This is a genomic window from Phaeodactylibacter sp., from assembly GCF_040219495.1.
Classification (GTDB): Bacteria; Bacteroidota; Bacteroidia; order Chitinophagales; family Saprospiraceae; genus Phaeodactylibacter.
Genome location: NZ_JAVJSK010000156.1, coordinates 84,405 through 96,279 on the forward strand (window position 1 = coordinate 84,405; position 11,875 = coordinate 96,279).

Consider the following 11,875-nt stretch of genomic DNA (forward strand, 5'->3'; position numbering starts at 1 on the left):
ACCCGGGGGTAGCCTTTTTCATCGCACAACTGGCACCCCTCCCCTGTTGCTATACCGAAACCAAAAAACACTGCATTATGAAAAAGGTATTTGCAACAGTAGCCCTACTTGGGCTTTGCTTTCAGTTCTTAAGTGCTCAGGGAGTCTACATTGGTCCGCGTATCGGCGCTACTTTTGCCAACGCAAAGGTAGATGGCGAAAACGAACCCAATTTTGACAACCGGACTTCCGTCCTCTTTGGCGGGGCACTGGAACTCGGCCTGGGTGACAACTTCGCCATCCAACCGGAAGTCAGCTATATTAGCCGGGGATTCGACGGTGGGGATGATGGTATCTTTGGCGCCGCTCCCACCCTCAAGCTGAATTACCTCGATCTCGGCGGCCTGGTCAAGCTCAAAACAGGCAGCAGCGAGCAACTTAGCGCCTATGTCGGCATAGGCCCCTCTTACAGCTACCTGCTAAACGGAGAAATTGGCGATGTTGAAATCAACTTCGACGACGGAGATACTTTTAAAAGGGGCGACTGGACCGCTAATTTTGCCGCAGGTGTACAGCTACCGCTTGGCGAAAGTTACCTCTTTGTTGATATCCGCTATTTACTCGGCCTTACCGATGTGAATGAAAATGATGATATAGAAGTACGCAACCGCTCCTACGCAATTTCAGCCGGTCTGATGCTCCCGTTGTAAGAGTAATCTTTCCGGAGAATAAGAAAGCGGCTTGATGCCTTCGTGCACCAAGCCGCTTTTTTTCTGAAAGGGGCGTTTAAAACTTAGCGACGCGCGATTAATAAGTGTCGTGTTTGGCCAGGGTAGTGATTTTTTCTTTAGTCAAAGCCTGCCTCGCAGCATTGCGAGGGCGAAGAGCCTGTCCCGCAAAATTGCGGGATTCCTGCCCTCAGTGGGGCTAAGAGTAGCGGTTCTTCAACGCCGGATAAAGGAAAAAGCACTCCTGGAAAGCCCACAGTTATTTGTTGCGCGTCGCTTAATCCTGTGCAGGCTCCAGCTCTTCCTCCCCTTCCTTACGGCGATTGCGCCACCAAATGAAGCCAATCACGCCAATGAGCATGTAGGGCGTAGCGAGCATATAGAGAATGCCGTTGTTCAACCCTTTACCATCCGTACCCCCATTCTTGAGGTTACTCTCGGCTGACATCCGGCACATGGGGCACTGCGCAGCAACATCAGGCACAGACACTACGCTGAGCGTCATGGTTAGTGCAAGGATACTTAATAGTTTTGCGATCTTATTTTTCATAGTTCTTTTCCGGTTAACCTAACTTACTCAATATAACGCTTTCCAGTCTCCCAGCGTTTCCGCCTACGGATAATATGGCATTAGCATGAGATAAGCGACCGGGCCAGTCACCGCTACATAAAACCAAATCGGCCATACCCAACGTGCCATCTTCCGGTGCCGGTCGAACTGTCCGGTATAAGCACGGATAAACGTGAATAAAATAAAGGGCAGGCTGACGGCTGCTAACACAATATGGCTAAGCAAAATGACCAGATAAAGGGTGCGCGTACTACCAACCGCGGCGAGTTCTTCAGCGCTGAGCGCTCCATCACGATTGAGATCACCAAATATGGTCTCCGGCGTGGTGAAGTGATAAGCGACGTAGGAAAGCAAGAATAATACCGATAGCCCCAGCGCCACCATCATGGTCTTCCGGTGGGCTTCCACCTGCTTTTGCTTGATAAAGTACAGGGCAACCACCAACGTGACCGCTGTCAGTGCATTCACCCCGGCATGAAAGGGGGCCAGAAAGCCCAGATCAACGCCTTCCGGCAAAGGGATTTTTACCTGCCGCATCACTCCTACCAGTATCAGGACTGCTCCGGTCACCACCCAGGCGCCTATATTGAGTTTTTTCTCCAGTTGTAAGTCAGCCATTCTTGTGCTTATTTTTCGGTTTCCCGCTCAAAGATGATATCCGGCTCTTCAATTGGGTGTAAATTTAGGGTAATATGCTTAATCAGCAGCTTTAAATCTTCTGCATTGGTCATATCATAATGGCTTCGTACCATAGCGCTATCCGAGAAAAACAGCTGCGTGTTATCCACCAGGCTGCCGGACTGAGTGGCGGCGGTTAGCTTCATGGCATCCGCCAAAGCTGCTATCTGCGGGCCATCGCCGTGGAGGAAGAAAAACTGCTCCGGATCTTCAACCCCGTAGTCGAGCAAGAGCTGAGCCGATTCTGCCTGCGTCGCAATATCCGTACCTTCCCGAAAGGTCAGGAAATATACATCTCTACGCTCATCAAACTGCTCTTTCATCCGCTTCAGCAGGTCAAAGTACACCTTTTCGTTTGCTCCTGTGTAGAAATGCCCAACCACCAACTGATCCGCAAAACGCTCCTGCGCCACCAGAGAGTCGTTGTAGTTCAAAAGTTCAAAATCAGCAAGTGGGGCAATATCCTTTAGCTCATTGATCGCATTGATACGGTAGTTCAGCCCGGTCTGTAAATAGTACCAGGAGCCCAGCGGCAAAACAACCAGTAGCAGCAGTAAACCACCGATCTGTATCAAATTCATTCTCTTATTCTTCGACATATGTTTATTGTGCTATAGTTTCTGGAAAAACACCGGAATCCGGGGATTGTTGAAGCCGCCACCCTATAACAAAAGGGTGAGAAAAGTCATTTTCTCACCCTTTGGCAAACACCTGCTAATCAGGATTTTAAAACATCATTGATTTATCCCTTAAACTCGATGATTATGCCGTCATTGAGAAGACCCTGCAGGTCGTCTTTCTTCACTTCTTCTACCTGCTCCATGTTCTTATCCTCGATTTGCTGACGGCGCTGCTTCCAGGCTGTACCTTCCTGAAAAAAAGCGATGATCGCCCATACCAGCAGTACCGTAGGCAGGAGTACACTAAGCGCCAGGCCTTTCACCTCATATCGCATGTGCATGAACTCATAAATGATGAAGTAGGCTTTGTACAGCGACAGGACAATCAGGACTAAACCAATTACGTAGGCCAGCCAGCTCACATCTTCCAACCCGCTGATGACATGGCCTTTGCCCATCAGGGAGAAAAATACTTCTATCAGCGTCACGACCGCCAGGAGGGCTAAGCCTTTATAAACCAGTTTTATTGATTCTTCGTAAGAATGTGCCATTGTCTATTTATTTTTTAGATGATCAAGAGAGGTTTAGAGCAGATAGAATACCAGGAATACGAATACCCACACTAAGTCTACAAAGTGCCAGTACAAACCGATTTTCTCTACCATTTCATGCCCATTCTTGCGCGCCATGTACAGCCCACTACCGGCATTGATCATGATGATGATCAAAAAGATAACGCCAGAGAGTACGTGGAAACCGTGAAAACCAGTGATGAAAAAGAACAGAGCACCAAAGGCTTTAGGGCCAAACTGCTGCATTTTTACCTGTCCGGCGTCAGGGCCATCGGTAACGAGGTACTTACGCTGCAGGAAGTCATCCGAATTCACGTAGTAGCCAGGGTGATCGCCCTGAGAATAGTCGTGCTCAGCGTGGTCGCCTTCCGCATGATCTTCTGCTCCGTGACCTGCACCCGCCTTGTGGATCAGGTAGCTGTCACCTGCATCAAACACTTCGTCTGTTTCTTTGCCCTCAGCATCCAGATAAACACCAGGCTCGGTGTGTGACCCAAATGGGTTGACATTCACCGTCATGTGCTCTGTAGCCATAAGGTTGGTCCACTCCCAAGCCTGACAGCTCAGGAAACCGATACCGCCAAGAATGGTCAACAGCATCCAGAAAACAACACCGGTTTTATTCTCCCGGTGGCCTTCCTGTACGGCACGTACCATCGTTACCGAACTGATGATCAGCAGGAACGACATAACCGTCACGAAAATCAGTGGTGCGTGGTGAATGCCGAAAGGCGCTGTTGAGAAAACAAAGTCAGGAACAGGCCAGGATGGGCTGCTGAAACGCAGCGCACCGTATGCGATAAGAAAACCTGCAAACGTAAAAGCATCAGAAAGCAGGAAATACCACATCATCAACTTGCCGTAGCTCGTCTTGAATGGCGCTTCACCTCCATCCCAGGAGGAATTGCCCTGATTGTCCAAGTCTTGTTTTTCCATTACGGAATCTGTTGTCGCCATCGGTCTAGTCTATTTTGTTTGTTTCAGTTGTTGTTGAGTATTAAGACTGCTGCAAGGTTAAGAATACCAGCAGGTACACCCACAGGAAGTCTACAAAATGCCAATAGATTAATGTCATCTCAAAACGCAGCTTGCGGGCAGCAGTCACCTTATGCTGAAGTGCGAAAGCATGAATGATGGCCACTACTAAGGCTGCTATTCCTCCGAGAATGTGCGCGGCATGTACACCGGATATCACATACACGAAGGAGCCAGAAGGGTTCGTAGTCAGCTCAACGCCAATCGCTGTGAGCGCTAACCACCCCTGATACTGCAAAGCTAAGAAAGCCAGCCCCAAAATTAAAGTAATCACCAGCAATACTCGGTAGGCTTGTGTCTTACCCCGCTTGAATGCCAGGTAAGAACCATGTACCGTTGCACTGCTCAAAAGAATGACCAGCGTATTGATATAGAAAATGTTCGGCAAGCGGAACTCCAGCCAGTTACCTGCCGCCTGACGTACGATGTACGCACTTGTAAAGGCTGCAAACATCATTAGAATACTTGCACAGGCTACGCCTAATGCAAATTTCTTCGGATGGATTTTATTCCTTGTATATTCAGTTGCCACAGTTGCATTCATAATTGTAATTAAATTTTATCTGCAAAAAAGGCCAGCAGCGCAACCGGGATGTACAGGAAGGAGAAAAACATCAGCATTAGTGCGGACTTGCGATCTACCTTCCGGTAAAAATTCCAGCTAAACCCTGCGTAAACCAGGGATAAAACAACAACAATCCCAGCAGATATTGCGCCGGTTACGCCCATCCAGTATGGGAACATACCCACCGGGACCAGGCAAAGCGCGAAAATAAAAGACTGCAGCGCGATCGAACGATCAGGCTGCCCTCCGTTGTTCGGTACCAATTGGTAGCCTGCCTTCCTGTAGTCCTCAAAACCCAGCCAGCCAATCGACCAGAAATGCGGGAACTGCCACAAAAATTGCAGCGTAAAGAGGCTCAGTGCCAAAGGCGTAAGTGTACCCTGCGCAGCCACACAGCCAATCAGGGTCGGTAATGCACCAGGTATTGCGCCGACAAAAACCGCAACCGGAGAAATGCGCTTGAGTGGCGTGTACAAAAAAGCATACAGCACCAGGGAGAATGTCCCAAAGAATGCCGCCCAGGGGTTAAACAACGCCAGAAGGGTGATACCTACCAGGCTCTGAAGCCCCGCAAACATCACAGCCTCAGATACTGCCATCCGGCCTGCCGCCAACGGGCGGTCTGCCGTTCGCTTCATCAGGCGGTCGTAGTCTTTCTCCAGCACCTGATTTAGTGTGTTCGCCGCACCCGTTACCAGAAAACCGCCCGCCGCAAGAACCGCAACAGCGCCCCAGTGCAGCACATCCGCTGCAATAGCGAAAGCGACAACTGATGAGAAAACAACAGTAAGGGTCAGGCGGAACTTGACCAGCATGTGGTAGTCCTTTAACTTCTGAAGCACCAGGCTTCCCCAACTTAACTGTTCTGCTTTTGTAGACACGTTTACACCTATTGTATTACAGGAGGTAGCCCCATACTCAAGGGCTACCTCCTGCAAAATGATTTTATGGATTTAACACACTTGGTTATTAACCTTTTGTATTAATGATCTCCCTTCGACTCGTCGGCTCCTACCGGCTCAATCTGAGGAATGAAATCCTTACCGTCCTTACCATAGTCGTAAGCCCAGCGCTGTACCGTAGGAATCTTGCCCGGCCAGTTACCGTGGATGCCCTCAATCGGAGTCGTCCACTCCAGCGTAGAAGCTTTCCATGGGTTCCGGTCTGTCATCTTCTTACCTTTCCAAATGCTGTAGAAGAAGTTCACTACAAACAACAACTGGAAACCGAAGGTGATAATCGCCGCTATGGTGATGAACTGATTCATCAGGTCGAAAGAACCAAAGGCAGCGAAGCTGTCGAAACGATAGTAACGCCGTGGCACACCTGCCATACCAAGATAGTGCATAGGCCAGAAGACCGCATAGGCACCTACAATCGTACCCCAAAAGTGCAGCTTACCAAGCGTCTCGTTCATAAAGCGACCGTACATCTTAGGGAACCAGTTGTAAATACCCGCATACATACCGAAGAACGCTGCAACACCCATCACAATGTGGAAGTGAGCCACTACAAAGTACGTATCGTGCAACTGAATGTCGATAGCAGAGTTACCCAGGAAGATACCGGTCAAACCGCCGGAAATGAACATCGATACAAAACCAATACCGAAAAGGCTCGCTGAGTTAAAGCGGATGTTACCTCCATACAGCGTGGCAATCCAGTTGAACACCTTCACCGCTGATGGCACCGCGATGATCAATGTGAAAATCACAAAGAAGTTAGAGATAAATGGATTCACACCTGACATAAACATGTGGTGCGCCCATACGATAAAGGACAGGAATGCAATAGCCAGAATAGAGTAAACCATCGCTTTGTACCCAAAGATCGGCTTACGGGAGTGTACCGAAAGCACCTCTGATACGATGCCCATCGCTGGCAGGATGATAATATATACCTCAGGGTGGCCCAGGAACCAGAACAAGTGCTGGTACAGAATAGGGCTACCACCTACGTGGTCGAGTGCCTGACCTCCAATGAATATTTCGCTTAAGAAGAAGCTTGTTCCCAGACTACGGTCAAAAGTCACCAGTAGAAATGCAGAAACCAGTACCGGGAATGAAAGCAGACCAATAACGGCTGTGATAAAGAACGCCCAGATGGTCAGTGGCATACGCCACATGCTCATACCCTTAGTACGCATGTTCAGAACGGTGGTGATGTAGTTGATACCGCCCAACAGTACGGAAACCACAAAGAAAACAAGGCTCACAATCCAAAGCGTCATACCCGCTCCCGAACCACTCGAAGCCTGCGGTAGTGCGCTTAACGGCGGATAAGCCGTCCATCCCCCTGCAAAGGGGCCCGTATTCAGGAATAAAGAGAAGAACATAACCACTCCGGCCAGAAAGAAGAACCAGTAAGAAAGCATGTTCATGAACGGCGAAGCCATATCACGGGCTCCAATCTGCAATGGAATCAAAAGGTTAGAGAAAGTACCACTCAAACCAGCGGTCAATACAAAAAATACCAGAATGGTACCATGCATCGTCACCAGTGCGTAGTAGAATTCAGGAGCCAGTGAGCCAATCCCCGCATCATTGACGGTGATCCACTTGCCCAATACAGGCTTGAGCCATGCCATGTTTTCCTCTGGGAAACCCAGCTGAAGACGGAAAACAAGAGACATAAGACCACCTACAATCGCCCAGAACATACCTGTAATCAGGAACTGCTTGGCGATCATCTTGTGATCCTGGCTGAAAATATAAGTTGTAATAAAGTTGGACTGAAATTTATCGCCGTGGTGATGATCATGAAAATGATCATCATAGCCGTACTCTTCGATCAAAAGATCTTCTTCGTGTACTACCGGCTTGTCTGCAACATTAGCCATCTGCTGAAAAATTTTATTGTTATCCGTTCTAATCGTTCTTGTAATTGTCAAACACAAATGCCAGGGTCTTGTTCCGAATTACTCGGCAGAACCCTCACTTTCTGCTGCTTCCTCTCCTTCCAGGGATGAAGCATCTGTGAGTGCGGGCTCCTCTTCTGCTGCTTCCGTAGCAAAAGGATCGTCCTCTGTACCTTTAATGGTAGATTCATAGTAAGACTGCTGCTCTGAGAGCCAGTTCTTGTATTCAGCCTCCGAAACTATCCGTACTGTACGGCGCATCGCATAATGCCCTTTACCGCAAAGCTCTGCACAAGCCAACTCGTAGTTAAAATCCTCAAATTTTGTCGGACCTTCCGGATCTTCAGGATCAATAGGCTCGTACCACTCCGGATACTTCGGCTGCCCCTCATCGTTCAGCACTGAGAGCTTGGTACGGTACTCCTCCGTTGTCGTCGTTGGCGTGAATACGAAATAAGTCGGCATACCAGGTACTGCGTCCATTTTCACACGGAAGTGAGGCAAGTAAAAGTTGTGCAGTACATCGCGGGATGTAATCCGAACACGAACTTTCTTATTGACCGGAAGCACAATTTCGCTAGGGTGGAAATCGTCCATATTTTTCTCATCAGACCACACCTGTCCCAGCGGATTGGTAGCAGAAATCATCTTGTAGTCCCGGGTACCCAGTTTCCCGTCTGGACCAGGGTAACGCAGGTGCCAGGCAAACTGATAGCCCGTGGCCTCAATCTCAATATAGTCTTCATCTTCTCCTACGTCAGCCATCACATCATTCCAGGCATCCAGCCCCCCCACTACGAGGAAAGTCATCACAACAGCCGGAATAGCCGTCCAAATAACCTCCAGCCGGTTGTTGTGTGAAATATACTCCGCTTTGGTACCCCGGCGGGCGCGGTATTTGTATGCGAAGTAAAACAACAGGATTTGGGTAATGAAAAATACAATCCCGGTGAAGAACAGTGTAATATTGAAAATATAGTCAATGCTACCTCCGTGTGCAGAAGCAGACTCATTGGGGCCATACCATAACATGCTGTCTTTATAATAAACAGCAGATACCGTACAAGCGATCAGGAAGGCAGCCATAAAAAGGAGTGAGTAGCCTGCCTGAGTGCGGTTGCTCCGCTCCTGTGCCTCTTCTTCACCGCGGATTTTACCCGCCAGTTCCGTCACCTTGCCGATCTGAACGACAACGATGCCAATGAGTATGACGCAAAGTAATACGAATAGAGCAGTCATTATTCTTTATCTGGTTTTGTGTGTAATCAATTCTTGCTTGCTGTCGCTAAAATACACTCATTCAACAGCTTTACCCCCGTTTCTGATTTCATACCGCCCTTGTTTAGAATCAGTCCAAACAAAGGCGGTTTTTACGTTCTTACTGAACCTTCTAATGTGCCTCGTCCCCATGCAGCTCCACGTGGTGGTGCATTGCTTCTTCGAGATAAGGATCGTTTTTGGGTGTCAGTGGTGCTTTCGATAGCTGATTCAGGACGATATAGATAAACAGCGCCAGGAAACCAAGCATTGTTCCCAGTTCAAGGAGACCAGGAATAGTAAAGCCCATTTCGAAAGGCATGGCATGTGCAGCCGCTTCGGCATGACCAGCCATTTCTGCTCCGTGGTGCGCACCTTCGCCACCGTGGTGCTCCATAGCATGCATAGCCGTCAGGCGTGCGCCAGGCTTGATCATCTGGAAGAAGTCCCACCAATGCCCGAAGAACACAATAACAGATGCGAAAACCATCGTACCATACTTCCGCTTGGTGTCATTGCGCATCAGCACAAAGAAAGGCGCTATGAAGTTCAGCAGCAGGTTACCATAGAACAACACCGGATAGTTATCCATACGCTCCTGGAAATAAACCGTCTCTTCACCGATGTTACCGTACCAGATCAGCATGTACTGAGAGAACCACAGGTACGTCCAGAAAATACTGAAAGCAAAAAGGTACTTACCGAGGTCATGCAGGTGCTCCTGCGTAACGTTAGCCAGGTAGCCCTTGCCCTTGAGGTAAGCAACCAGCACGATTGTGGATGCCATCGCCGCCACAAACCAGCTCGCACCTGTGTACCAGGCAAAAAGCGTGGAATACCAGTGTGCATCAATAGACATGATCCACTGCCAGATGATGGCTGCGCTGGAAAAACCAGCAATAGGCAGAAAGGCCGCAGACCATACCCGCAGCTTATGATGATGCTTGAATGAAGTATCCCCGTTTTTGTCTTCGTCCAAAGATAACTGACGGATTTTCCAGGCAAAGAAAATCCAGATACCCATAATAATCACCGTACCTGCGGTGTACCAGGTCAGATTCAAAAAGCCGGCCTTACCGTTAAGAACGGGGTCATTCGCAACCTCGGTGGTATCTGTCCAGTGATAAATGTGGTGCATATGCCCCGCCGTACCAATCACTACAACAGCCATCAGAATCAGGCCGGGGATCAGGAACATGGAGTAAGCTTCCCAGATACGCTTAACTAAGGTATGCCATCCTGCAAGCGCAGTCGTAAAGGCTGCCAGAATGAACAACGCCATGAAAGCAATACCCGTAAAGAATACGGAATTGTGCAAGTAGTTCGTCCAGAAACGGGTATGGAACATATCGTCACTGAAAAAAGTGAGGATCATGCACAACAAACCCAGCCCCATGAACCCAAAGAGGACGTTCCGCTGCTTGCTTGTGATCGTGAATTGGTCCATTAGTTATTTTGTTTGAATAGTTTTTCGATTGCATTTCTTGTAGCCTCAACAAATGGGCTACTACTTCTTACCATGACCGCCATCGCTGTGGCTGTGCCCGCTTTGATCACCTTCTTCATGATCATGATCGCCTTCGCCGTGGTTTTCTGCCTCAGCTGGCATCTCAGCAGCATCCGTCATTTTCTGTGCCAGGGATGGGGCTTCGCTCGCAGGCACACCGAACGCAGGGTTCAGGGTATTGGCCTCCGGGCTGTACTCCATTTTCTTTTCCTTGGCCTGTAGAGCACGAATCCAGTGAACGACCTGCCAGCGCTCTTCGTATGAAATCTTATCAGCATAGCCGCCCATAACGTTCTTACCGTACATGATGGCATGGTAATAGCGCCCGTTGGAAGCTTCCAGAAACTGATCAAGCAGGAAATTGGCGGGTGCCGCAGGATAAACAGCGTTGGGGTTCTCTTCAGAGACCAGATACCCTACACCGTCGCCTTTTTCACCATGGCAAATACCGCAGAACTTATTGTAAAGGTCTTCGCCTTTAGCTAACCCTTCTGCCGTAATAGGAAATGGGTTGTCGAGCAGCTCAGCGGTAGCGCGCAAGCGCTCCTCCTCTGTATCCTCATAATAGTAAGGTGCCGAACCATTGACCGGCACAGAAATACCCTGCACCTGATCCTCACCACCAAGGTAGGCCATAACATCTTCAGCAGAAGCTCCGCCCTGCTGCTGAGCAGCAAGGTAAGATCCGGCGTATCCGCGTGGTATAGCGCCTTTGGCGGGCAGACCAGCAATAGGCAGGTCTTTCAGCTTCACCACACTGGCACTGTCCCAGGTATTGTAGTAGTAATCTGTATAGACATTCGCCTCCTGAGCAATTGAGTGGCCCATGTCAGGCATGTACTCACTCCCCGGGCTGTTGCTGTCTGCAGGAGCGCAGGCGTGCAACACCACTACCGCAACGAATACCCAAAGTATATACTTGATGTTTTTCATCACATCTCTTGTTTATAGTTCTTTCTTAAATGTTCTTGGTGTTCACTTCTGCCGCACCGGTCTGAGAGAAGAAGCCCTTCAGTTGATCTGTAAGGGTGGCTTCTGCGCCGGTCACATCAAAGGCAATGCAAAACTTATCATCCGTAATGCGGTCATCCAAAGTAGGAATCGTCACACCTGGCCCAAGGCCACAGATGATGTAAAAGGTGACCACCATACCTACCGCCGCAAACAGTACAGTCAGCTCGAAGGTAATTGGGATGAAGGCAGGAGCCGAAAAGTAAGGCTTACCTCCAAAAATGATCGGCCAGTCCCGGGTAAATACCCAGGTCATGAAAAGGAATGCCGTCAGTGTGCCCAACAAACCGTATACAAAACCGGCAATGTGCAGGCGGCTCTCCGCCAAGCCCAGCTTGGGGTCCAGTCCGTGAACCGGGAAAGGCGTGAACACTTCTGTAATTTCCAGCCCCTCGGCATTCGCATGGTCTACCGCTTTGAGCAGGTACTCCTCGTCGTTGTACAATCCGTACAGAATATCTTTATTTTGCTTGCTCATTATTCTAGCGTTACAGG

At 49.1% G+C, this 11,875-nt stretch carries 13 protein-coding genes; 1 reads left to right on the forward strand and 12 read right to left on the reverse strand.

From position 1 onward, the window contains the following. The first annotated feature begins 77 nt into the window (after positions 1-77). Entirely contained in the window at positions 78-689 is a 612-nt protein-coding gene (locus RIC19_RS25530) for a porin family protein (protein ID WP_350181226.1), read from the forward strand. Between the two features lie 295 nt (positions 690-984). On the opposite strand, the gene RIC19_RS25535 is transcribed toward RIC19_RS25530, so the two are convergent. The 12 genes from RIC19_RS25535 to RIC19_RS25590 form a co-directional block, all read right to left on the reverse strand. Next, on the reverse strand, positions 985-1,257 hold the full coding sequence (locus RIC19_RS25535) for a CAMCR motif-containing small membrane protein (RefSeq protein WP_350181227.1): 273 nt from the start codon (positions 1,255-1,257) through the stop codon (positions 985-987). A gap of 63 nt (positions 1,258-1,320) precedes the next feature. Next, the gene (locus tag RIC19_RS25540; RefSeq protein WP_350181228.1) at positions 1,321-1,896 is read right to left on the reverse strand and encodes a DUF420 domain-containing protein; all 576 of its coding nucleotides are present in this window, start codon (positions 1,894-1,896) and stop codon (positions 1,321-1,323) included. Between the two features lie 8 nt (positions 1,897-1,904). Then, positions 1,905-2,537, reverse strand: coding sequence for a hypothetical protein (locus tag RIC19_RS25545; protein WP_350181229.1), 633 nt, complete (start codon positions 2,535-2,537; stop codon positions 1,905-1,907). A 161-nt stretch (positions 2,538-2,698) separates the two neighbouring features. Beyond that, positions 2,699-3,127: a cytochrome C oxidase subunit IV family protein gene (locus RIC19_RS25550; protein WP_350181230.1), complete on the reverse strand. Its 429-nt coding sequence runs from the start codon at positions 3,125-3,127 to the stop codon at positions 2,699-2,701. Between the two features lie 33 nt (positions 3,128-3,160). Next, positions 3,161-4,105, reverse strand: coding sequence for a cytochrome c oxidase subunit 3 (locus tag RIC19_RS25555; protein ID WP_350181231.1), 945 nt, complete (start codon positions 4,103-4,105; stop codon positions 3,161-3,163). A 40-nt stretch (positions 4,106-4,145) separates the two neighbouring features. Then, positions 4,146-4,727, reverse strand: coding sequence for a cytochrome c oxidase subunit 3 (locus RIC19_RS25560; protein ID WP_350181232.1), 582 nt, complete (start codon positions 4,725-4,727; stop codon positions 4,146-4,148). Positions 4,728-4,735: 8 nt separating this feature from the next. Continuing rightward, a complete protein-coding gene (gene cyoE / locus RIC19_RS25565) occupies positions 4,736-5,629 on the reverse strand; it encodes a heme o synthase (RefSeq protein WP_350181233.1) in 894 nt (297 codons plus the stop codon). 101 nt (positions 5,630-5,730) lie between these two features. Beyond that, on the reverse strand, positions 5,731-7,587 hold the full coding sequence (locus RIC19_RS25570; RefSeq protein ID WP_350181234.1) for a cytochrome c oxidase subunit I: 1,857 nt from the start codon (positions 7,585-7,587) through the stop codon (positions 5,731-5,733). Positions 7,588-7,665: 78 nt separating this feature from the next. Then, the gene (locus RIC19_RS25575) at positions 7,666-8,844 is read right to left on the reverse strand and encodes a cytochrome c oxidase subunit II (protein ID WP_350181235.1); all 1,179 of its coding nucleotides are present in this window, start codon (positions 8,842-8,844) and stop codon (positions 7,666-7,668) included. 151 nt (positions 8,845-8,995) lie between these two features. Then, the gene (locus tag RIC19_RS25580; protein ID WP_350181236.1) at positions 8,996-10,309 is read right to left on the reverse strand and encodes a hypothetical protein; all 1,314 of its coding nucleotides are present in this window, start codon (positions 10,307-10,309) and stop codon (positions 8,996-8,998) included. Between the two features lie 60 nt (positions 10,310-10,369). Continuing rightward, positions 10,370-11,302, reverse strand: coding sequence for a c-type cytochrome (locus RIC19_RS25585; protein ID WP_350181237.1), 933 nt, complete (start codon positions 11,300-11,302; stop codon positions 10,370-10,372). Positions 11,303-11,327: 25 nt separating this feature from the next. Further along, positions 11,328-11,858 carry a DUF3341 domain-containing protein gene (locus RIC19_RS25590; protein WP_350181238.1) on the reverse strand — a complete coding sequence of 177 codons (531 nt, stop codon included), beginning with the start codon at positions 11,856-11,858 and terminating at the stop codon, positions 11,328-11,330. Between the last annotated feature and the right edge of the window lie 17 nt (positions 11,859-11,875).

Bases quoted from the DNA above. Each gene is read 5' to 3' on its own strand.
- RIC19_RS25530 (WP_350181226.1), top strand. From the start codon at position 78: ATGAAAAAGGTATTTGCAACAGTAGCCCTACTTGGGCTTTGCTTTCAG.
- RIC19_RS25535 (WP_350181227.1), bottom strand. From the start codon at position 1,257: ATGAAAAATAAGATCGCAAAACTATTAAGTATCCTTGCACTAACCATG.
- RIC19_RS25540 (WP_350181228.1), bottom strand. From the start codon at position 1,896: ATGGCTGACTTACAACTGGAGAAAAAACTCAATATAGGCGCCTGGGTG.
- RIC19_RS25545 (WP_350181229.1), bottom strand. From the start codon at position 2,537: ATGAATTTGATACAGATCGGTGGTTTACTGCTGCTACTGGTTGTTTTG.
- RIC19_RS25550 (WP_350181230.1), bottom strand. From the start codon at position 3,127: ATGGCACATTCTTACGAAGAATCAATAAAACTGGTTTATAAAGGCTTA.
- RIC19_RS25555 (WP_350181231.1), bottom strand. From the start codon at position 4,105: ATGGCGACAACAGATTCCGTAATGGAAAAACAAGACTTGGACAATCAG.
- RIC19_RS25560 (WP_350181232.1), bottom strand. From the start codon at position 4,727: ATGAATGCAACTGTGGCAACTGAATATACAAGGAATAAAATCCATCCG.
- RIC19_RS25570 (WP_350181234.1), bottom strand. From the start codon at position 7,587: ATGGCTAATGTTGCAGACAAGCCGGTAGTACACGAAGAAGATCTTTTG.
- RIC19_RS25575 (WP_350181235.1), bottom strand. From the start codon at position 8,844: ATGACTGCTCTATTCGTATTACTTTGCGTCATACTCATTGGCATCGTT.
- RIC19_RS25580 (WP_350181236.1), bottom strand. From the start codon at position 10,309: ATGGACCAATTCACGATCACAAGCAAGCAGCGGAACGTCCTCTTTGGG.
- RIC19_RS25585 (WP_350181237.1), bottom strand. From the start codon at position 11,302: ATGAAAAACATCAAGTATATACTTTGGGTATTCGTTGCGGTAGTGGTG.
- RIC19_RS25590 (WP_350181238.1), bottom strand. From the start codon at position 11,858: ATGAGCAAGCAAAATAAAGATATTCTGTACGGATTGTACAACGACGAG.